Annotated in this window: 17 protein-coding genes; 14 read left to right on the top strand and 3 right to left on the bottom strand. The window is 61.9% G+C overall.

The features are described from left to right. The first annotated feature begins 6 nt into the window (after positions 1 to 6). From rfbB to rfbD, 4 genes are read left to right on the top strand one after another with little or no spacing between them, the layout of a single operon-like run. Positions 7 to 1,071 carry a dTDP-glucose 4,6-dehydratase gene (gene rfbB, locus AC6H0N_RS15170; RefSeq protein ID WP_497574963.1) on the top strand — a complete coding sequence of 355 codons (1,065 nt, stop codon included), beginning with the start codon at positions 7 to 9 and terminating at the stop codon, positions 1,069 to 1,071. Positions 1,072 to 1,073: 2 nt separating this feature from the next. Then, a complete protein-coding gene (rfbA, locus tag AC6H0N_RS15165; RefSeq protein WP_497574962.1) occupies positions 1,074 to 1,958 on the top strand; it encodes a glucose-1-phosphate thymidylyltransferase RfbA in 885 nt (294 codons plus the stop codon). Next, positions 1,958 to 2,503, top strand: coding sequence for a dTDP-4-dehydrorhamnose 3,5-epimerase (gene rfbC / locus AC6H0N_RS15160; protein ID WP_497574961.1), 546 nt, complete (start codon positions 1,958 to 1,960; stop codon positions 2,501 to 2,503). The genes rfbA and rfbC overlap by 1 nt, the downstream gene beginning before the upstream one ends. Continuing rightward, positions 2,500 to 3,387 (top strand): dTDP-4-dehydrorhamnose reductase, encoded by an 888-nt coding sequence (rfbD, locus tag AC6H0N_RS15155; protein WP_497574960.1) that lies wholly within the window; start codon positions 2,500 to 2,502, stop codon positions 3,385 to 3,387. Before rfbC ends, rfbD begins: the two co-directional genes overlap by 4 nt. A 30-nt stretch (positions 3,388 to 3,417) precedes the next feature. Here rfbD and lysA read toward each other — a convergent pair whose 3' ends face one another. Together lysA and lptM are read right to left on the bottom strand one after the other, a co-directional pair. After that, positions 3,418 to 4,683, bottom strand: a complete 1,266-nt coding sequence (gene lysA, locus AC6H0N_RS15150; protein ID WP_497574959.1) for a diaminopimelate decarboxylase — start codon at positions 4,681 to 4,683, stop codon at positions 3,418 to 3,420. Further along, positions 4,680 to 4,904 carry an LPS translocon maturation chaperone LptM gene (gene lptM / locus AC6H0N_RS15145; RefSeq protein WP_497574958.1) on the bottom strand — a complete coding sequence of 75 codons (225 nt, stop codon included), beginning with the start codon at positions 4,902 to 4,904 and terminating at the stop codon, positions 4,680 to 4,682. Before lptM ends, lysA begins: the two co-directional genes overlap by 4 nt. On the opposite strand from lptM, the gene cyaY reads away from it, so the two are divergent. Beyond that, entirely contained in the window at positions 4,889 to 5,212 is a 324-nt protein-coding gene (cyaY, locus tag AC6H0N_RS15140) for an iron donor protein CyaY (RefSeq protein WP_497574957.1), read from the top strand. The genes lptM and cyaY overlap by 16 nt on opposite strands. 6 nt (positions 5,213 to 5,218) lie before the next feature. On the opposite strand, the gene AC6H0N_RS15135 is transcribed toward cyaY, so the two are convergent. Then, a complete protein-coding gene (locus AC6H0N_RS15135) occupies positions 5,219 to 7,642 on the bottom strand; it encodes a penicillin-binding protein 1A (protein ID WP_497574956.1) in 2,424 nt (807 codons plus the stop codon). Positions 7,643 to 7,830: 188 nt separating this feature from the next. Between AC6H0N_RS15135 and AC6H0N_RS15130 the strand changes: the two genes are divergently transcribed. The 9 genes from AC6H0N_RS15130 (at position 7,831) to gltB (ending at position 20,471) form a co-directional block, all read left to right on the top strand. Continuing rightward, the gene (locus tag AC6H0N_RS15130) at positions 7,831 to 8,904 is read left to right on the top strand and encodes a pilus assembly protein PilM (RefSeq protein ID WP_497574955.1); all 1,074 of its coding nucleotides are present in this window, start codon (positions 7,831 to 7,833) and stop codon (positions 8,902 to 8,904) included. After that, positions 8,904 to 9,470 carry a PilN domain-containing protein gene (locus AC6H0N_RS15125; protein ID WP_497574954.1) on the top strand — a complete coding sequence of 189 codons (567 nt, stop codon included), beginning with the start codon at positions 8,904 to 8,906 and terminating at the stop codon, positions 9,468 to 9,470. Before AC6H0N_RS15130 ends, AC6H0N_RS15125 begins: the two co-directional genes overlap by 1 nt. A gap of 2 nt (positions 9,471 to 9,472) precedes the next feature. Next, on the top strand, positions 9,473 to 10,123 hold the full coding sequence (locus AC6H0N_RS15120; RefSeq protein WP_497574953.1) for a type IV pilus inner membrane component PilO: 651 nt from the start codon (positions 9,473 to 9,475) through the stop codon (positions 10,121 to 10,123). Beyond that, entirely contained in the window at positions 10,123 to 10,632 is a 510-nt protein-coding gene (locus AC6H0N_RS15115) for a pilus assembly protein PilP (RefSeq protein WP_497574952.1), read from the top strand. Before AC6H0N_RS15120 ends, AC6H0N_RS15115 begins: the two co-directional genes overlap by 1 nt. 10 nt (positions 10,633 to 10,642) lie before the next feature. Then, the gene (locus tag AC6H0N_RS15110) at positions 10,643 to 12,760 is read left to right on the top strand and encodes a type IV pilus secretin PilQ (protein ID WP_497575035.1); all 2,118 of its coding nucleotides are present in this window, start codon (positions 10,643 to 10,645) and stop codon (positions 12,758 to 12,760) included. A 42-nt stretch (positions 12,761 to 12,802) separates the two neighbouring features. Then, positions 12,803 to 13,360: a shikimate kinase gene (locus AC6H0N_RS15105; RefSeq protein WP_497574951.1), complete on the top strand. Its 558-nt coding sequence runs from the start codon at positions 12,803 to 12,805 to the stop codon at positions 13,358 to 13,360. Further along, positions 13,332 to 14,414 (top strand): 3-dehydroquinate synthase, encoded by a 1,083-nt coding sequence (gene aroB, locus AC6H0N_RS15100; RefSeq protein WP_497574950.1) that lies wholly within the window; start codon positions 13,332 to 13,334, stop codon positions 14,412 to 14,414. Before AC6H0N_RS15105 ends, aroB begins: the two co-directional genes overlap by 29 nt. Next, entirely contained in the window at positions 14,411 to 15,535 is a 1,125-nt protein-coding gene (locus AC6H0N_RS15095; protein WP_497574949.1) for a deoxyguanosinetriphosphate triphosphohydrolase, read from the top strand. The genes aroB and AC6H0N_RS15095 overlap by 4 nt, the downstream gene beginning before the upstream one ends. 262 nt (positions 15,536 to 15,797) lie before the next feature. Then, positions 15,798 to 20,471 carry a glutamate synthase large subunit gene (gltB, locus tag AC6H0N_RS15090; RefSeq protein WP_497574948.1) on the top strand — a complete coding sequence of 1,558 codons (4,674 nt, stop codon included), beginning with the start codon at positions 15,798 to 15,800 and terminating at the stop codon, positions 20,469 to 20,471.

Here is a 20,471-nt window from a genome sequence, read left to right as displayed (position 1 = left end):
TGCAGAATGATTCTGGTGACCGGAGGCGCAGGCTTCATTGGCGCGAACTTCGTGCTGGACTGGCTGGCGGTGAATGATGAGCCGGTGCTCAACCTCGATGCCTTGACCTATGCCGGCAATCTCGCCAATCTCGCCGCGCTGGAAGGCGATGAGCGTCATGTTTTCGTGCATGGCGACATCTGCGACGGCGCGTTGGTCGAGCGTTTGCTGAGGGAACACCGCCCGCGTGCCATCGTGCATTTTGCGGCCGAGAGCCATGTCGATCGTTCGATCCACGGGCCTGGCGCGTTCATGCGCACCAACGTCGACGGCACCTTCACGCTGCTTGAGGCGGCGCGTGCGCACTGGTCTGCGCTGGAGGGCGCCGAGCGCGAGGACTTTCGCTTCCTGCACGTTTCGACGGACGAGGTGTATGGCTCGCTCGGCGCGGACGACCCGGCCTTCACTGAAACCACACCGTATTCGCCGAACTCGCCGTATTCGGCCAGCAAGGCCGCATCCGACCATCTGGTGCGCGCCTGGCACCACACCTACGGCCTGCCGGTACTGACCACCAACTGCTCGAACAACTACGGGCCGTTCCAGTTTCCCGAGAAGCTGATTCCGCTGATGATCGCCAATGCGCTGGCGGGCAAGCCGCTGCCGATCTACGGCGATGGGCTGAACGTGCGCGACTGGCTGTACGTGACCGACCACTGCGCGGCGATCCGCGCGGTGCTGGCGCGTGGCCGCGTCGGCGAGGTGTACAACGTCGGCGGCTGGAACGAGAAGACCAACCGCGAGATCGTCGACACCGTATGCGCGCTGCTCGATGAACTTCGGCCCGACCCTGCCGGCCCGCATGCGCGGCTGATCGACTTCGTGAAGGATCGCCCCGGTCACGATCGCCGTTACGCCATCGACGCGCGCAAGATCGAGCGCGAACTGGGCTGGCGTCCGGCCGAGACATTCGAATCCGGCATCCGCAAGACGCTGACCTGGTATCTGGACCGCCAGGACTGGGTGAGCGACGTGCAGAGCGGCGCTTACCGCGAATGGATTGACCGCAATTACGCCGGGCGGGAGGCCTGAACATGAGCACACGACGCGGCATCATCCTCGCCGGTGGTTCCGGCACGCGCCTGCATCCGGCCACGCTGGCGGTGTCCAAGCAACTGCTGCCGGTGTACGACAAGCCGATGATCTACCACCCGCTGACCACGCTGATGCTGGCGGGAATCCGCGACATCCTGATCATCTCGACGCCGCAGGATACCCCGCGCTTCGAGCAGTTGTTGGGTGACGGCGCGGCCTGGGGGCTGAACCTGCAGTACGCCGTGCAGCCCAGCCCCGAAGGTTTGGCGCAGGCCTTTCTGATTGGTGAGCGCTTCATCGCAGGTGAGCCCTGCGCGCTGGTGCTGGGCGACAACCTGTTCTACGGGCATGAGCTGGCCGACGACCTGCGCGCAGCGGCACTGCGTGAGCAGGGTGCGACGGTGTTTGCCTACCCGGTGCAGGATCCGGAGCGCTACGGGGTGGTGGAGTTCGATGCTGCCGGGCGCGCCATAAGCCTGGAAGAAAAGCCGGCCAAGCCCAAGAGCCGCTACGCGGTGACGGGGCTGTATTTCTACGATGCACGCGTGGTCGACGTCGCGCGCAATCTCAAGCCGAGCCCGCGTGGCGAGCTGGAGATTACCGATATAAACCGCCAGTACCTCGACTGGGACGAACTGACCGTCGAGCGCATGGGCCGCGGCCACGCGTGGCTGGATACCGGCACACACGAGAGCCTGCTCGAAGCCGGCCAGTTCATCCACACCATCGAGAAGCGCCAGGGCCTGAAAGTGGCTTGTCCCGAGGAAGTGGCGTGGCGTGAAGGTTGGATCAGCGATGACCAACTGCGGGCCCTCGCGGCCCCCCTGGCCAAGAGCGGTTATGGTGCGTATTTGCTGCGTTTGCTGGAAGAGAGAGTGTTTTGATGCGCGTGATTCAAACGGATTTGCCGGAAGTGCTGGTGCTCGAACCCAAGGTGTTCGGTGACTCCCGCGGCTTCTTCATGGAAAGCTACAACGCGCGCGCCTTTGCCGATGCCACCGGACTGCAGGTGGAGTTCGTGCAGGACAACCATTCGCGCTCTGCACATGGCGTGCTGCGCGGGCTGCACTACCAGCTGCGCCACGCGCAGGGAAAGCTGGTGCGCGTCACGCAGGGGCGGGTGTTTGATGTGGCGGTGGACCTGCGCCGCAGTTCGCCCAACTTCGGACGCTGGACTGGCGCCGAGTTGTCGGCCGAGAACAATCTTCAGATGTGGGTGCCGCCCGGTTTTGCACATGGCTTTCTGGTGCTCAGCGAATCGGCGGATTTTCTCTACAAGACCACCGATTACTACGCGCCTGAACACGAGCGCAGCCTGATGTGGAATGACCCGGCGGTAGGTGTGCAGTGGCCGCTGGATGGCGAGCCGCTGCTGTCGGCCAAGGATGGCAAGGGGCTGCCACTGGCTGAATGTGAGGTGTACGCGTGAGGTTGATCGTCACCGGCGCGCGTGGCCAGCTCGGTTTCGAGCTGGCGCGCAGCCTGATGCCGCTGGGCGAGGTCATTGCGCTCGACCGCGCCGCCTGCGACCTGTCCGATGCTGCTTCGGTAGCCGCGCTCCGTGGCCTGGCACCGGACGTTATCGTCAATGCTGCCGCCTACACGGCGGTGGATCGCGCCGAGAGCGAGCCGGCCAAGACGCACCGTATCAACGCCGAGGCGGTCGGCGAAATTGCCGCCATCGCCCGCGAATGCGGTGCGCTGCTGGTGCATTTCTCGACCGATTACGTATTTGACGGTAGTGGAGATGCGCCGCGTCGCGAGGAGGCCGAAGTGGCTCCGCTGGGCGTATATGGACGCAGCAAGCTGGCTGGCGAACGGGCGATCCTTGAGGCCGGCTGCGATTACCTGATCTTGCGCACGGCCTGGGTGTTCGCCGCGCGTGGGGGCAACTTCGTGCGCTCGATGCTGCGGTTGGGTGCCGAGCGCGAACGACTGACGATTGTCGATGATCAGTTCGGTGCGCCGACCTGGGCGCGAAACCTGGCCGATGCGACGGCGCACGCCGTCCGGCAGGCACAGCTCGAGCGCACGGCAGGCGATTTTGAATCCGGCCTGTATCACCTGACGTCGAGCGGCGACACTTCCTGGTGCGGCTTTGCCCGCACGATCTTCAGTGAAGCGCGCATGCGCCTGCCGGATCTGGATCTGCAGGTTGCAGAGGTTGCAGCGATTACGTCCGACGAATGGCCGACGGAAGCCGTGCGGCCGCACAATTCGCGGCTGGATTGCACGGCCTTCGAGCGGCGTTTCGGGGTGCGTCTGCCGCATTGGCACGATGCGCTGGCGCGCTGCCTGGACGAGATGCGCTGAGGGCTCCTCGGTCTGCGAGGAGCCTTTGAGTCAGACCGGGAGCTGATGCTCCAGCGCGAACAGTGCATCGACCGTTTCGCGTGCGCGCACTTGATGCACGGAGTCGCCATCGACGATGACTTCGGCTGCGCGCGGGCGCGTGTTGTAGTTCGAACTCATGGTCATGCCGTAGGCGCCGGCTGACAGGATGGCCAGTAGATCCCCTTCAGCCACCGCCAGCTGCCGATCATGAGCGAGGAAGTCACCGCTCTCGCAGATCGGGCCGACGACCTCGTACACGCGGCCCGAAGTTTGCGGCGCCACTTCCACCACCTCGTGCCAAGCGTCGTACAGCGCCGGGCGGGCGAGGTCGTTCATGGCGGCGTCGACCACCGCGAAGTTCTTCGAATCGCTGTGCTTGAGGTACTCGACGCGCGTCAGCAGCAGGCCAGCGTTGCCGATCAGCGAACGGCCGGGTTCGAAATGGATGGATTCGCGGCGACCTTCCAGTTGCGCGAGGATCGGGGCGAGGTATTCGGCCACCGTGGGTGGCTTCTCGTCCTGATAGCGGATGCCGACACCGCCACCCAGATCGATGTGGTCGAGCACGATACCTTCGGCGGCCAGCTGATCGACCATGCCCAGCACCTTGGCCGTGGCGTCGGCCATCGGCTGAGGGTCGAGCAACTGCGATCCGATGTGGCAGGCGATGCCGGTGACGCGCAGGTTGGGCCGCGAGGCCGCGTCGCGGTACAGCGCCGGAGCGTCGTCAAAGGCGATGCCGAACTTGTTGTTCTTGAGGCCAGTCGAGATGTAGGGGTGGGTCTTGGGGTCGACGTCCGGATTCACGCGCAGGGCCACCGGCGCCTTGACGCCGAGTTCGCCGGCGATGGCGTCGAGCCGCGCGACTTCCGATGGGGACTCGATGTTGAAGCAGTGGATACCGGCTTCGAGCGCCTGACGCATCTCGGCGGCAGTCTTGCCTACGCCGGAAAAAACCACCTTGCCAGCGTCGCCGCCGGCAGCGAGTACGCGCGCCAGTTCACCGCCCGAGACGATGTCGAAGCCCGCGCCAAGTCGCGCGAAGGCCGACAGGACGCCGAGGTTGGAGTTGGCTTTGACGGCGTAGCAGACCATGGCCTTGCGACCGTGCAGCGCCTCGGCCCAGGCCGCGTAGGCCTGACGGATGGCGGCCAGCGAATAGACGTAGGTCGGGGTGCCGAAACGGCTGGCGATATCGCGCAGGGAAACACCTTCGAGCCTCAGGTCCTGCGGCTCACGCTTGAGGCTGGCCACCGGGAATACGCTATCGCTCATGCGGGATTCGCTGCCGGTGCCTTGTTATCATCTGCAGCCGGCGCTGGTGCCGGTTGTGCGGTGGGAACATCGGGCATGTAGAGATTGCCTTTGATGCCGCAGCCGCTCGTCAGAACGGCCAGCGCAAAAAACAGTGCGAGCGTGTAGGGGCGCATGATGAAATGGGTCGCCTGAAAAAACGGCAATGCTAGCAGAAGGAGCCAATATGGATGAATCGGCATTCTCCGATCTCGCGGAGGCGGAACTGGTGCGCATCGAAGCTGCGCTGGAAGCCTGCGGGGCGGATATCGACATTGAAACCATGCCCGGCGGCGTGCTGGAGCTTGAATTCGAAAACGGCAGCAAGATGGTGATCAACCGACACCTTGCTGCGCGCGAGATCTGGGTCGCGGCGAAATCAGGCGGCTTCCACTTTGCTCCGAATGAGGGAGCGTGGGTGGCAGGCAGGGACGGCTCCGAGCTGTACTCGACCTTGTCGCGCCTGGTGTCGGAGCAGAGCGGCTCGGACGTAACGGTGCGTGCAGCCTGAGGCGCCTCAGCGTTCGCCTGTGGCCGGGGCGGGCTGTTGTTCGGGCGTCATCGGCTGGAAAATATCGCGGATGGATAGCGGCACCCGCTCCTCGATAGGAGCGGGCTGCTCCGTTGGCGCTTCGTCCGGCGGCGAGTTCCAGGCGTTGTCGTCGAGGAAGTAGCGCAGGAACGGGATGCCGTCTTCCGGCTGCGGTGGTGGCGGCGGCTGCGGCGCCGGATTTTCTTCGTAGTAGAAATCCGTGAAATCGCTGCCAGGGTGCCGGATGGGCGCCAGCCCGGGCGGACGAATGCGCGGCCGGTCGGGCGTGCCCTTGAGAGCCGCACGCATGTAGTCAATCCAGATCGGCAAGGCGGCTCGACCACCGGTTTCGCCTCGACCGAGATTTCGCGGCTGGCTGTAACCCATCCAGGTCACGGCGACGATGTCGGGATTGTAGCCAGCGAACCAGGCGTCGACATAGTCGTTGGTGGTGCCGGTCTTGCCGGCCAGATCGCTGCGGCCGAGCTCTTTGGCGCGCTGCCCCGTGCCCTTGTAGACCGCGTCCTGCAGCATCGAGTCGACGAGGTAGGCATTGCGCGGGTCGAGCACGCGCGGTGCGTTGCGGCCCGCGATTGGTGGGTCGAAGCGGGCCAGCGTGCGGCCGTTGGCGTCGGTGATTTCCTGAACGATGTATGGCTCGACACGGAAGCCACCATTGGCGAACACGGCAAAGCCGGAGGCCATTTGCCAGGGCGTCACCGAACCGGCGCCGAGCGCCATCGTCAGATACGCGGGGTGGCGAGGGGGCTCGAAGCCGAAGCGGCCGATGTAATCCTGTGCGTACTCTGGCGTGATGGCCTGCAAAATGCGGATCGACACCATGTTCTTGGACCGCGCAAGCGCCGTGCGCAGGGTCATCGGGCCCTCATACTTGTCGTCGTAGTTCTTGGGTTCCCAGGCCTTGCTGCCGGTGACTTCGGGCGGGAAGAACAGGGGTTCATCCAGTTCATATGAAGCTGGCGAGAAACCGCGCTCCAGCGCTGCCGAGAAAATGAACGGCTTGAAGCTGGAGCCAGGTTGGCGATAGGCCTGTGTGACGTGATTGAACTTGTTGCGGTTGAAGTCAAAACCGCCACCGAGCGCGCGCACGGCACCTGTGTGGGCATCGATCGCGATCAGCGCGGCCTCGGCCTCCGGTACCTGCAGGATCTCCCAGCCGGAGCGGCCCAGCGGTCGGATGCGCACGATGGCGCCGCGGCGGATGCGCCGCGTCTGCGGTGCGCGTTGATCAAGCATCGGCGCCGCGAAAGACAGGCCGTTGCCCTTGATCGAGATGATCTCTCCATTGCGGAACACGCGCACCTCGGACGGCGAGGCAGCCAGCACGACGGCTGCAAGCATGTCCGGGTAGTCGCGGTATTCGACCAGGCTTTCGGCGAGTTTGTCGTCTTCGCTGTCCTTGATGCCAGACAGGTCGACAAAGGCCTCCGGGCCGCGATAGCCGCGACGGCGGTCGAAGTCGATGACTCCATTGCGCAGCGCCTGTTGGGCCGCAAGCTGTTCGTCAAGGCGGATCGTTGTGACGATGCGAAGCCCGATCTGATAGGCATCCTCTCCGAACTGGTCGACGGCGATCTGCCTGGCCATTTCAGAGATGTAATCCCCGTCTGCGTCGCGCCGGCTAGCTTTTGGGGAGCGTATCTGGACCGGCGTGTTGCGCGCCGACTCGTACGCGGCCTGATCAATGAAACCGGAGTCACGCATGCGCCCGAGTACGTAGTGCTGACGAATGGTTGCGCGGTGCAGATTGGTGATCGGGTTGTAGGCCGAGGGGGCCTTGGGCAGGCCGGCCAGCATGGCGGCCTCGGCTAATGTGATCTTGTCCAGCGGCTTGTCGAAGTAGGTGCGCGCGGCGGTCGCAAAGCCGTAGGCCCGATGACCCAGGAAGATCTGGTTGATGTAGAGCTCGAGGATCTTGTCCTTGGACAGGCTGCGCTCGATCTTGAACGCCAGCAGGATCTCGTAGAGCTTACGGTTATAGGTCTTCTCGCGAGAGAGGTAGAAGTTGCGCGCGACCTGCATGGTGATGGTCGAAGCGCCCTGCCCGCGGCCGCCCGACAGCAGGTTGGCTACCGCAGCGCGGGCGATGCCCACCGGATCAACCCCTGAGTGTTCATAGAAGCGCTCGTCCTCGGCGGCCAGGATGGCCTGCTTCAACGAGGTGGGAACGTCGACGATGTCGACCACGGCGCGGCGCTCCTCGCCGAATTCGCCGAGCAGGTGCCCATCGGACGAAAAAATCCGCAGCGGGATGCGCGGACGATAGTCCGTCAGGGCCTCAAGGTCAGGCAGCCGCGGCCATGCGAAAGCGACTACCGTACCGACGGTTGCGGCCGCGAGTATGATGGCCACGAAAGCGGCCCCAGCCAGATAAAGAAACCAGCGCATGAAATCCGTCGGTGAGGGTGAGGCGCGATTATACGGGGGGGCGGCCTGAGCGACCAGTTGACGAAAATGCTGCAGTCTATGTTGACACGTAACGGTATTTTTCTTTACACAGCGTGAAACTTGTTGTTAGCATTTTAAACACTAGATTAGGTATTGCGCCTAATGTTAGGAAATTTAAGGATTTCTTAGTGAAACAGATCAATCTGTTCGGTTCGAAGGCGCAGCAGCTTGCCGGTCTGGATATTTCTTCGTCATCGGTGAAGCTGGTCGAGATCTCGGGTGACGCTGCTTCCGGGTACCGCATCGAGGCGTACGCCGTCGAGCTCCTGCCCAAGGACGTGGTGCAGGACGGCAACATTTCAGATCTTGATGCCGTCAGCGAAGCTGTGAGGAGGGCCCTGCGACGCATGGGGACCGGCACCCGCAACATCGCAATGGCTTTGCCCGCCTCGGCGGTGATCACCAAGAAAATTTATCTTCCGCAGGGCCTGCGTGAGCACGAGATGGAGTTCCATGTCGAATCCGAGGCCAATCAGTACATTCCGTTCCCGTTGGACGAAGTGAACCTCGACTTTCAGGTGCTCGGGCAGTCTCCGGGCAGTCCGGACGACATCGAGGTGTTTGTTGCTGCTTCTCGCAAAGAGAAGGTCGAGGATCGAGTTGCCGTGGCGGAATCCGCCGGTCTGAAAGCCGTGATCATGGATGTCGAGTCTCTAGCGGTCGAGTCGGCCTTCTCGCTCGTCGGGGCTCAGATTCCGGGAGGCGCAAAAGGTCGCACCATCGCACTGGCCGATATCGGCGCGAATTCGATGCACATGTCGGTAATGCGAGATGGAGTGCAGATCTACTCGCGGGAGCAGGCGATCGGTGGTGCGCGGCTGACGCAGGACATCTCGCGGCAATTCGGTCTGAGTCCTGAAGAGGCCGAGTCCGCCAAGCGTTCAGGGGACCTTCCGCCGGAATACGAAAGGGATCTGCGCAGGCCCTTCATGGATTCGGTAGCGCTTGAGGTTTCGCGTGCGCTGCAATTCTTCTTCACATCCACTCAGTACAACGAGGTGGATCACATCGTGCTGGCTGGGGGTTGCGCAGTCATGAGTAATCTTGCCGAGGTAGTCAGCGGTCGGACGCAGGTTCCGACGACGGTGGCCAATCCTTTTGCCGGAATGACGCTCTCTTCGCGTGTCAGGGCCAAAACCCTGGCGGCCGACGCACCGGCCATGATGGTCGCATGCGGGCTTGCCCTGCGGAGGGTTGAATAATGATCAGAATCAATCTGCTGCCGTATCGCGAGCTCATCCGTCGCGAGCGACGCAGGCAGTTCTATGTAGTCTCTGGGCTGATGGTTGCGCTGGGCGCAGCGATTGGCCTGGTTGGACACCTTTTCATGGTCGGCAAGGTGGATCAGCAGGAGGCGCGAAATCGGCTTTTGCAAACGGAAATCGCCAGTCTCAGCGAGCAGATTGCAGAAATTGCGAGATTGCGCGCGCAGATTGATGCGCTGGTCTCACGCAAGCAGGTGATTGAAACTCTTCAAGAAAACCGGGTGCAGCCGGTGTACATGTTCAATGAGCTTGTCACCCATGTTCCGGATGGTGTTTTCATCCGAAGCCTGCGCCAGTCCGGCAGCCGCATCACCTTGAGCGGGCAGGCCCAATCGAATGCTCGCGTTTCTCATTTGATGAGGAGCCTTGAGTCGGCTCCGACAATGTCAGACCCGGTCCTGGTAGAGGTCAAATCTATCAACGATCAGGGGCGGAGATTGAGCGACTTCACATTGAGCGTTGGTCTGACCCGCCCAGATGCAAGCGGCGCAGGAGCGAATTGAGCATGGCTGAGTTGCGAAGCAAGCTGGATGTGAATCGATTCTTCGATGATTTCAAGGGACTGGACCCGAACGATCCAGGCGCTTGGCCTGCTGGCCCTAGGATTACGGTTTTCGTCGTTTTTCTTGTGGCGACCGTAGCTGCAATCTGGTGGTTTGATTGGAAGGTGCAGGCCGAAACCCTGGAGCAAAAGCAGGCGGAGGAGATCCAGTTGCGAGCCGACTGGCTGCAGAAAAAACGCCAGGCGGTGAACCTGGAGGCATACCGCCGACAGCTTGAAGAAACCGACAGACAGTTCAGTGCGTTGCTGCGTCAGCTCCCCAACAAAGCCGAGATGGACCAACTGCTCGCTGATATCAACCAGGCGGGTCTCGGCCGAGGGCTCCTGTTTGAGCTGTTTAAGCCGGGGGTGGAGACAATCCGAGAGTTTCATGCAGAGCTGCCGATCGCGATCAACATCGTCGGCACTTATCACGATCTAGGGGAATTTGTTGCGGACGTCGCGAAAATGCCTCGCATTGTGACGGTCGGTGCAATGAACGTTGAGCGTGCCAGCGACGGGAATCTTAGTTTTAAGGCACAGGCGACGACGTATCGCTATCTCGATGAAGAAGAGCTGGCGGCGCAACGCGCTCAGCAAACGCCGAGGCGCTGATGATGAGTACAGCACGGATTATAGTAATTGCGCTGAGCCTGAGTGTGGCTGGCTGTGCGGATGAGGGCGAGGATCTGCGCTCGTGGATGGAGCAGGAGGCTTCCCTGATGGTAGGAAGGATCCAGCCTCTTCCCGAGATCAAGCCGTTTCCGGTCGTCAGCTACGAGCAGAGCGACAAAGTCGAGCCGTTTTCTGTTTCTCGCATTCAGCCTGAAGCGCGGGCCAGTTCCGTCGGAGGGCCGGATTTGAACCGTCCTCGAGAGCCGCTGGAAGGCTTCCCGCTGGAATCCATGAATATGGTCGGAACGCTTATACAGGATCAGCGCAAGCATGCGTTGGTTACCGTTTCTGGGCGAATCCATCAGGTCGCAGTTGGGAATTACCTCGGGCAGGACCACGGGATGATTACCGCGATCTCGGAGTCGGAAGTTACTCTCACCGAAGTTGTTGAAGACATGAACGGCGATTGGGTCGAACGGACCAGCCGCTTGCTGCTGCAGGAGCGCTAGGAGCGAAATGATGAAACGTAAAAATGCGATGGCGCTACTCGGTGCGATGGGGTTCGTCGTGCTGCTGGGTTCCTCTTCCGCCGTCCTTGCGCAGACCGCCGAGAGCAGCGTGCCGAGCCAGCCAGCCGCGAACCAGATCCGCGACTTTCAGATTGCAGAGCAAGGGGGGAGGTTGCTGATGCGTCTCAGCTTCGCCCGCCCGCTGACCGAATTGCCGCAGAGCTTTACGGTCACGAATCCATCCCGAATCGCAATCGACTTCCCGGAGACGCAGAACGCATTGGGGCGTGTTCAGCAAACCATCAACCGCGGTGCCGTGCGCAGTGTGAATATTGTTGAGTCAGGTTCGCGGACGCGCATGGTCCTGAACCTGACCCGGACCGCGGAGTACGAAAGTCGGATTGAGGGCGGCGATCTGCTCATCGCGGTTACTACCGCTGGAAACGGAGGGGCGGCTCCCGTTGCGGGCTCTCCTGCAGAGAGCGCCCTAGCGAACTTTTCCGCCACCGCAGCCGGCGAAATCACTGAAAAGAGCGTCCACGACATCACGTTTCGACGTGGAGATGGTGGCGAGGGCCGTGTTGTGGTTCAGCTGTCGAATCCGGATACGGGTGTCAACGTCGTTCAGCAGGGCTCTAACCTGATTGTCGAGTTTTCGCGTACATCTCTCCCCGAGCATCTCCAACGGCGCTCAGATGTGACTGATTTCGGTACGCCGATCAGTCGGATGACTGCGCAGATGCAGGGTGATGATACTCAACTCGTCGTCGTGCCCAACGGTTTGTGGGAGCACAGTGCCTACCAGGCTGACGGGCAGTTCGTCCTTGAAGTGCGTCGTTTGGTTGAAGATCCGAATCGGCTGGTGCAGAGTGCCGGCCGCGACAAGTACGCGGGCGAGAAGCTGTCGCTGAACTTCCAGGATGTGGAGATCCGTTCGGTTTTGCAAGTCATTGCAGACTTTACTGATTTCAATATCGTGACCAGCGACTCTGTGGCTGGCAAGCTTACGCTGCGGCTGAATGACGTTCCTTGGGATCAGGCTCTTGACATCATTTTGCAGGCGAAGGGCTTGGATAAACGCAAAAGCGGAAACGTGATCTGGATTGCGCCTTCAGAGGAACTTGCGTCGCGTGAGAAGCAGCAACTTGCTTCCTTGGCCGAGCGAGGAGACCTTGAGCCGTTAGTGACTGAGAGCTTCCAGATCAATTATCACAACAGCAAGGAAATCTCCGATTTCCTGAAGAGCAAGGACCAAACCATACTGTCGTCCCGCGGAAGCGTGGTGGTCGACGCGCGTAGCAACAAGATTTTCGCAACCGACGTACCGTCTCGCCTGGATTCGCTCCGTCGTCTGGTTCAAGAAATTGATGTTCCGCCACGTCAGGTGCTGATTGAGGCGCGCATTGTCGAAGCTAACAAAGGATTTACCAAAGATCTTGGCGTTCGCATGAACTTCGGCAGTAATGGGGTCGCCAAAATTGGTGGTACCCGCCTGGGTCTCGGTCAGGTTCAGAATGGCGCACTGACGGGGAGTGGGGGGCAGACTGGAGGGGGGGGGCCGGCTTCGAACTTCTCGATTCTCAATCTCGCACTGTTCAATGCTTCGGCCACCAAGTTCCTCAACCTTGAGCTGTCGGCTCTTGAAACGGATTCCCGCGGGCGCATTATATCCAGCCCTCGCGTGCTGACAGCCAATCAGAAGGAGGCTTCGATCGAACAAGGTACGGAGATTCCCTATCAAGAGGAAACGAGTTCGGGAGCGACCAACGTCGAATTTAAAAAGGCGGTATTGAGCCTTAAAGTGACCCCGCAGATCACCCCAGACGGCCGCGTGCAATTGCGCGTTCAGGTCAACAAGGATCAACCTCGCTTTTTTCCAGATTACCCAGTCCCGGCAATTGATACCAAGAATATCCAGACAGAGGTGTTGGTGGACAACGGCGGTACGGTCGTGATCGGCGGTATCTTCGAAGAAGAGGAAACCACTGGCATCAGCAGGGTACCCTTGCTTGGGGAGCTGCCGATCATCGGCGCGTTGTTCCGTCACACCGAGAGGGTCTCCAACCGTAGCGAGTTGCTCATCTTCATTACCCCGCGCATCGTTACCGAGTCGCTGACGTTGCGTTGATCGGGTATAACGCGGATTGCGGAACGGAAGCGGAACGTTTGAGTGAATGCCAGCGCAGAGCCCATCATCCTGGTCGGGATGATGGGGGCAGGAAAGAGTACCGTCGGTCGTGACTACGCCAAGCGTCATGCCCTTGAGTTCATTGACTGTGATCATGAGCTTGAGGCCCGCACAGGCGTGAAGGTCGCCACCATCTTCGAGATTGAGGGCGAGGCGGGTTTCCGGCGCAGAGAGATTCAGCTCATCGAGGAGCTCGTTGAGGTCCCCGGTGTCGTGCTCGGTACCGGGGGTGGGGTCGTCCTGAGCCCCGACAACCGTGCGCTGCTCAAACGTCGTGGTATCGTGGTGTACTTGAATGTCCCGCCCCGCGTACTGTGGGAAAGGACTCGGAATGACCGCAGTCGCCCGCTGCTGCAGGTTCCTAATCCGCGAGAGCGCATCGAAGCCTTGTACCGTGAGCGCGACCCGCTGTACCGAGAGGTGGCGGACATCGTGGTAGACGGGAATCGGGGCAGTCCTGCCGGAATGGTGAGGCAGCTCGAAGCGGCGATCGAATCTTTCAAGCAGAAACATGCGAACTCTGAATGTCGCCCTGGGTGACCGGGCCTATCCAATTCACATCGGTCGTGGTCTCTTGTCCGATGCGAGCCTGCTGCTTCCCCATTTGAAAACCCGCCGTGCCGTCGTCGTGACCAACGACGTGGTGGCGCCGCTCTATCTCGACCGTTTGTGCGCGAGCCTTGAGGCTGCAGGCGTCGGCGTCGATCGAGTCGTCCTGCCCGACGGGGAGTCGCACAAAGACTGGGCCACGCTGAATCTCGTTTTTGATGCGCTGCTGCAGGCACGTTGCGAGCGCTCGACCACGCTGGTTGCGTTGGGTGGTGGTGTTATCGGCGACATGGGTGGCTTTGCCGCTGCGACCTATCAGCGTGGAATGCCCTTCATCCAGATTCCGACGACGCTGCTGGCGCAAGTTGATTCTTCGGTGGGCGGCAAGACCGCCATCAATCACCCGCTCGGCAAGAACATGATCGGTGCCTTCTATCAGCCGCGGCTGGTGCTGGCGGACATTGACACGCTCAATACATTGGCTGATCGCGAGCTTTCGGCGGGTCTGGCGGAAATCATCAAGTACGGCCTCATTTCTGATTTGCCGCTTTTCGAGTGGCTGGAAACCAATATCGAGCGCCTGCTCGCACGCGACCCGGAGGCGCTGGCCTTCGCCATTGAGCGCTCATGCGCGAACAAGGCGGAAGTCGTGGCGGCCGATGAGACCGAGCAGGGTGCCCGTGCGTTGCTGAACCTCGGCCATACTTTTGGCCACGCCATTGAAGCCGGTATGGGCTATGGCGAATGGCTGCACGGAGAGGGTGTGGCCGCCGGCACGATGATGGCGGCAACGCTTTCCCAGCGTCTTGGCATGATCACTGCAGCGGACGTGGCACGTATCGCTGCGCTGTTCGAGCGCGCGAAGCTGCCGGTGCGCGGCCCGCAACTGCCGGTGTCACGCTACCTGGACCTGATGGCCGGCGACAAGAAGGTTGAGCAAGGCAAGCTGCGGCTGATACTGCTTGAGCGCATCGGCAAGGCGGTGATTCGCGGCGATGTTCCGGTTTCGGATATTTCGACAGCCATCGAGACGTGTTGCGCATGAGCGGTCTGGCGCAGTGGGCTGTCAGCGAAGCGAACTCGGCCGGTCGGCGTCATGCCGAGCCAGCGCCCTCCGAGCGTAGCGAGTTCCAGCGCGATCGCGATCGCATCATCCACTCGACCGCGTTTCGCCGCCTCGAATACAAAACTCAAGTCTTCGTAAACCACGAAGGCGACCTGTTTCGTACGCGGCTTACCCACAGTCTCGAAGTTGCGCAGATCACGCGCAACATCGCGCGCGCGCTGTCGCTGAATGAAGATCTGGCCGAAGCCGTCGCCTTGGCACATGACCTCGGGCATACGCCTTTCGGACATGCCGGACAGGATGCGCTCAACGAGTGCATGAAGTCCTACGGCGGGTTCGAGCACAATCTCCAGTCGCTGCGCACGGTCGACGAGCTGGAAGAGCATTACGCCGCTTTCCCTGGGCTGAATCTCACCTTCGAAACGCGTGAAGGCATCCTCAAGCATTGTTCGCGCCCGAATGCGGAACGGCTCGGCGATGTCGGCCGACGCTTTATCGACGGCACGCAGCCCTCGCTCGAAGCGCAGCTGACCAACCTTGCCGACGAGATCGCCTATAACAACCACGATGTCGACGATGGCCTGCGTTCCGGCCTGATCACGCTGGAACAGCTCGACGCGATCACCCTCTTTGCAGAGCGCCGCAGACAAGTCGAAGCGCAGTGGCCCGGCCTGAGCGGGCGCAAGCTGATCCACGAGACGATCCGGCGCATGATCAACGACACCGTGATCGATCTGATCGCGACGACGCGAACCAACATCGCCGCCTCCGGCGTCGAATCCCTCGATGACGTCCGGCGCGCCGACCGGCTGGTGGCCTACACGCCCGAAATGGCGTCGATGCTGCAGGAGCTCAAGCGCTTTCTGCGCGAGAACCTTTATTGGCACTATCAGGTGCTGCGCATGACCGACAAGGCGCGACGCATCATCAATGATCTGTTTTCGGCTTTCATGGCCGACCCGCGTCTGTTGCCGCCGCAGTATCAGCAGCGGTCGCGCGACGACAAGCCGCGCGCCATCGCCGACTACATCGCCGGCATGACCGATCGTTACGCCATTCGTGAGCATCGTCGGCTCTTTGCGGTCGGTGAAATTCATTGACTTGTCATGGGCTTAGCCCAATCTGGCTGATCGCCGACAAAAACCTCAGCCCTTGAATCCGAGGGGCGTTGGGGGTATAGTCTGCAACCCGCTAAAGCACCATCACGGCCCGTGTCCGCGCCCGAATCAGGCACGCGTAAGAACACCGGCCGTTTTTTGCGCCCAAGGTTTTGCGGTGCCGTGTGCGGCGCGAGCGTGAACTACGTGCCGCCTGTTTGATCCCGGCTTTGCCGGTGACCTAGTCGTTTAAAGGATTCGCGTGATGGATGTCCCCCACAAGCAGGGCCTGTACGACCCCGCCAATGAACACGACGCCTGCGGCGTTGGCTTTGTGGCCCACATCAAGGGCAAACGAAGCCATGAGATCGTGCTGCAGGGCCTCGAAATCCTCAAGAATCTCGACCATCGTGGTGCGGTCGGTGCCGATGCCCTGCAGGGTGACGGCGCGGGCATCCTGATCCAGGTTCCTGATCAACTCTATCGCGAAGAACTCGCGGCCCAGGGCGTGGCCCTGCCGGCCTCAGGCGAGTATGGCGTGGGCATGGTGTTCCTGCCCAAGGAACGTGCTTCGCGTCTGGCCTGTGAGGGCGAGATCGAGCGCGCCGTGCGTGCTGAAGGTCAGGTCGTGCTGGCCTGGCGTGACGTGCCCACCAATGCCGAAATGCCGATGTCGCCGACCGTGCGTGCGCAGGAGCCGGTGATCCGCCAGATCTTCGTCGGCCGCGGTGAAGACGTGATGGTGCCGGAGGCGCTTGAGCGCAAGCTCTACATCGCGCGCCGCCGCGCTGCCAACGCCATCCGCAACCTGAACCTGCAGCATGGCAAAGAGTTCTACTTCGTGTCGATGTCGGCCACGACGGTGAACTACAAGGGCCTGCTGCTGGCCGATCAGGTCGGCGAGTACTACTCCGACCTCGTCGACCCGCGCGCCGTCTCGGCGTTGGCGCTGGTGCACCAGCGTTTCTCGACCAACACCTTCCCGCAGTGGAGCCTCGCCCACCCGTTCCGCTACATTGCGCACAACGGCGAGATCAACACCCTGCGCGGCAACTACAACTGGATGCGTGCGCGCGAGAAAGGCGTGTCGTCGCCGCTGCTCGGTGCCGACCTCGAGAAGATCTGGCCGCTGATCTACCCCGGCCAGTCCGACTCCGCGGCCTTTGACAACGCGCTCGAACTGCTGGTGATGAGCGGCTATTCGCTCGCCCATGCGGTGATGATGATGATCCCGGAAGCCTGGGAATCGCACACCCACATGGAAGAGAAGCGTCGCAACTTCTACGAATACCACGCTGCGATGATGGAGCCGTGGGACGGTCCGGCCGCCGTCGCTTTCACCGACGGCCGGCAGATCGGCGCCACGCTCGACCGTAACGGTCTGCGCCCGGCGCGCTACCTGGTCACCGACGACGACCTCGTCGTGATGGCCTCGGAATCCGGCGTGCTGCCGATCCCCGAGAGCAAGATCGTCAAGAAGTGGCGTCTGCAGCCGGGCAAGATGTTCCTGATCGACATGGAGCAGGGCCGCATCATTGACGATGCCGAGCTCAAGGAATCGCTCGCCAACGCCAAGCCGTATGGCGATTGGCTCAACCGCATCAACATCAAGCTCGACGGCCTGAACCTGCCCGAAGGCGTCGAGCCGCCGGCCAGCAAGGTCGAACTGCTCGACCGTCAGCAGGTGTTCGGTTACACCCAGGAAGACATCAAGTTCATTCTTGAGCCGATGGGCAAGGCCGGCGAGGAAGCCAGTGGTTCGATGGGCAATGACTCGCCGCTGGCGGTGCTGTCGTCCAAAGAGAAGCCGCTCTACAACTACTTCCGCCAGCTCTTCGCGCAGGTTACCAACCCGCCGATCGACCCGATCCGCGAGCAGCTCGTGATGTCGCTGGTGTCCTTCGTCGGTCCCAAGCCCAACCTGCTCGAGATCAACGAGATCAACCCGCCGTTCCGTCTTGAAGTCAGCCAGCCGGTGCTGGACTTCGACGCGATGGCCAAGATCCGCAACATCTCGCGCTACACGCACAACAAGTTCCGCTCCTTCGAGCTCGACATCTGCTACCCGACCGATTGGGGCAACGAAGGCGTCGAAGCGCGCCTGGCTTCGCTGTGTTTCGAGGCCGAAGACGCCGTGCAGAAGGGCTACAACATCCTCATCGTGTCCGACCGCCGCGTCGACGCCGAGAATGTTGCGATTCCCGCGCTGCTGGCGCTGTCCGCCATCCACCAGCATCTGGTCACCAAGGGCCTGCGCACGCGCGCCGGCCTGATCGTCGAGACCGGCACCGCACGCGAGGTGCATCACTTCGCCGTGCTCGCTGGCTATGGCGCGGAAGCCGTGCACCCCTACCTCGCGATGGAAACCCTGCAGGCCATGTCGGCCAGCGCCGAGGAAGGCGCCAAGGCCATCGGGCACTTCGTCAAGGCCATCGGTAAGGGCCTGATGAAGGTCATGTCCAAGATGGGCATCTCGACCTACATGTCCTACACCGGTGCGCAGATCTTCGAAGCCGTCGGTCTCCAGCAAGCCTTCATCGACCGCTACTTCACCGGCACGACCAGCCAGGTCGAGGGCATCGGTGTGTTCGAGGTCATGGAAGAGGCCATCCGTCTGCATCGCAAGGCGTTCAGTGCCGACCCGGTGCTCGCCGGCATGCTTGATGCGGGCGGCGAGTACGCTTTCCGTGTCCGCGGCGAAGAGCACATGTGGACGCCGGATGCGATCGCCAAGCTGCAGCACGCCACGCGTACCGACAAATACGACACCTACAAGGAATACGCCGCGATCATCAACGACCAGAGCCAGCGTCACATGACGCTGCGTGGTCTGTTCGAGTTCCGCGTTGCTTCCCAGGCCATCCCGCTCGACGAAGTCGAGTCGGTCAAGGACATCGTCAAGCGCTTTGCCACCGGTGCCATGTCGCTCGGCTCGATCTCGACCGAAGCGCACACCACGCTGGCCATCGCCATGAACCGTATCGGTGGCAAGTCGAATACCGGCGAAGGCGGTGAAGACGTGATGCGCTTCAAGCCCATCACCCAGGCTACGAGCCTGTCGCAGATCATCGGCGAGAGCCGTGTCGAGCGCGACATCGAGCTCAAGGCCGGCGACAGCCTGCGCTCCTCGATCAAGCAGGTCGCTTCGGGCCGCTTCGGTGTCACCACCGAATACCTGGTCAACGCCGACCAGATCCAGATCAAGATGGCCCAGGGCGCCAAGCCCGGCGAGGGCGGTCAGCTGCCGGGTCACAAGGTATCCGAGTACATCGGCGCGCTGCGTCACTCGGTGCCGGGTGTCGGCCTGATTTCGCCGCCGCCGCACCACGACATCTACTCCATTGAGGATCTGGCGCAGCTCATCCACGACCTCAAGAACGCCAACCCGCGCGCAGCCGTGTCGACCAAGCTGGTCTCCGAGATCGGTGTCGGCACGATTGCTGCTGGCGTGGCCAAGGCCAAGTCCGACCACATCGTCATCGCCGGCCATGACGGCGGCACCGGCGCTTCGCCGCTGTCGTCCATCAAGCATGCCGGTTCGCCGTGGGAACTGGGTCTGGCCGAAACGCAGCAAACCCTGGTGCTCAACGGTCTGCGTAACCGCATCCGTCTGCAGGTCGACGGTCAGATGAAGACGGGCCGCGACGTGGTTATCGGTGCGCTGTTGGGCGCCGACGAGTTCGGTTTCTCGACCGCGCCGCTGGTGGTCGAAGGCTGCATCATGATGCGCAAGTGCCATCTGAACACCTGCCCGGTCGGTGTCGCCACGCAGGATCCGGTGCTGCGCAAGAAGTTCACTGGCCAGCCCGAACATGTCGTGAACTACTTCTTCTTCGTTGCCGAGGAAGTGCGCGAAATCATGGCGCAGCTGGGCATTCGCAAGTTCGACGACCTGATCGGCCGTGCTGACCTGCTCGACATGAAGAAGGGTCTTTCGCACTGGAAGGCGCGTGGCTTGGACTACAGCCGCATCTTCTATCGCCCGGCGGTTGCCGTCGGCACGATGGTCTTCCACACCGAGACGCAGGATCACGGCCTCGAGAAGGCGCTCGACAACCAGCTCATCGAGCTGGCCAAGCCCGCGCTGGAGCGTGAGGAGGCGGTCGAGATCAATCTGCCGGTGAAGAACGTCAACCGTACGGTCGGCGCCATGCTGTCCGGGCGCGTGGCCGAGAAGTTCGGTCACGCCGGTCTGCCGACCAACACCATCCACATTCGCCTCACCGGCACGGCCGGTCAGAGCTTCGGTGCCTTCCTCACGCGTGGCGTGACGATGGAGCTGCTCGGCGAAGGCAACGACTACGTCGGCAAGGGGCTCTCGGGCGGTCGCATCATCGTGCGTCCGGTAAGTGAGTTCCGCGGCACCACGGCTGACAACATCATCGTCGGTAACACCGTGCTGTACGGCGCCACCGAAGGCGAGGTGTACTTCGCCGGCGTAGGCGGCGAACGTTTCGCGGTGCGCAACTCCGGCGCGACGGCGGTGGTTGAAGGCGTGGGTGACCACGGCTGCGAGTACATGACCGGCGGCACCGTGGTCGTACTCGGCGCGACGGGCCGTAACTTCGCTGCCGGTATGTCGGGCGGCGTGGCCTACGTGCTCGACGAGAAGGGCGATTTTGAGACGCGCTGCAACATGGCGCAGGTCGCCCTTGAGCCGCTGCCGGAAGAGATCGAGGCCCGCAAGGGCTCCGAGTCCGGTGATGAGTTGGAGTCTCTCGGCCGCGTCGAGATCGACCACCTCGAGATGGGCGACGAACTGATCCTCAAGGGACTCATCGAGCGCCACCTGCGCTTCACCGGCAGTGCGCGAGCGAAAGAGCTCCTCGATAACTGGGACGGCTACCGGACGAAGTTCGTCAAGGTCATGCCGAACGAATACCGTCGCGCGCTTGGCGAGATCGCCGCGCTGCGTCAGAAGCAACTGGAGGCCGCGTAA

It is taken from the genome of Pseudazoarcus sp. NS34 (assembly GCF_059703725.1).
The sequence above is the reverse complement of the archived record's forward strand: the minus strand, read 5'-3'. Positions and strand labels throughout refer to the sequence as shown.

Bases quoted from the DNA above. Each gene is read 5' to 3' on its own strand.
- AC6H0N_RS15115 (WP_497574952.1), top strand. From the start codon at position 10,123: ATGATGAGTACAGCACGGATTATAGTAATTGCGCTGAGCCTGAGTGTG.
- gltB (WP_497574948.1), top strand. From the start codon at position 15,798: ATGGATGTCCCCCACAAGCAGGGCCTGTACGACCCCGCCAATGAACAC.
- rfbC (WP_497574961.1), top strand. From the start codon at position 1,958: ATGCGCGTGATTCAAACGGATTTGCCGGAAGTGCTGGTGCTCGAACCC.
- AC6H0N_RS15135 (WP_497574956.1), bottom strand. From the start codon at position 7,642: ATGCGCTGGTTTCTTTATCTGGCTGGGGCCGCTTTCGTGGCCATCATA.
- rfbA (WP_497574962.1), top strand. From the start codon at position 1,074: ATGAGCACACGACGCGGCATCATCCTCGCCGGTGGTTCCGGCACGCGC.
- rfbB (WP_497574963.1), top strand. From the start codon at position 7: ATGATTCTGGTGACCGGAGGCGCAGGCTTCATTGGCGCGAACTTCGTG.
- AC6H0N_RS15120 (WP_497574953.1), top strand. From the start codon at position 9,473: ATGGCTGAGTTGCGAAGCAAGCTGGATGTGAATCGATTCTTCGATGAT.
- AC6H0N_RS15095 (WP_497574949.1), top strand. From the start codon at position 14,411: ATGAGCGGTCTGGCGCAGTGGGCTGTCAGCGAAGCGAACTCGGCCGGT.
- cyaY (WP_497574957.1), top strand. From the start codon at position 4,889: ATGGATGAATCGGCATTCTCCGATCTCGCGGAGGCGGAACTGGTGCGC.
- AC6H0N_RS15110 (WP_497575035.1), top strand. From the start codon at position 10,643: ATGAAACGTAAAAATGCGATGGCGCTACTCGGTGCGATGGGGTTCGTC.
- lysA (WP_497574959.1), bottom strand. From the start codon at position 4,683: ATGAGCGATAGCGTATTCCCGGTGGCCAGCCTCAAGCGTGAGCCGCAG.
- aroB (WP_497574950.1), top strand. From the start codon at position 13,332: ATGCGAACTCTGAATGTCGCCCTGGGTGACCGGGCCTATCCAATTCAC.
- lptM (WP_497574958.1), bottom strand. From the start codon at position 4,904: ATGCCGATTCATCCATATTGGCTCCTTCTGCTAGCATTGCCGTTTTTT.
- AC6H0N_RS15125 (WP_497574954.1), top strand. From the start codon at position 8,904: ATGATCAGAATCAATCTGCTGCCGTATCGCGAGCTCATCCGTCGCGAG.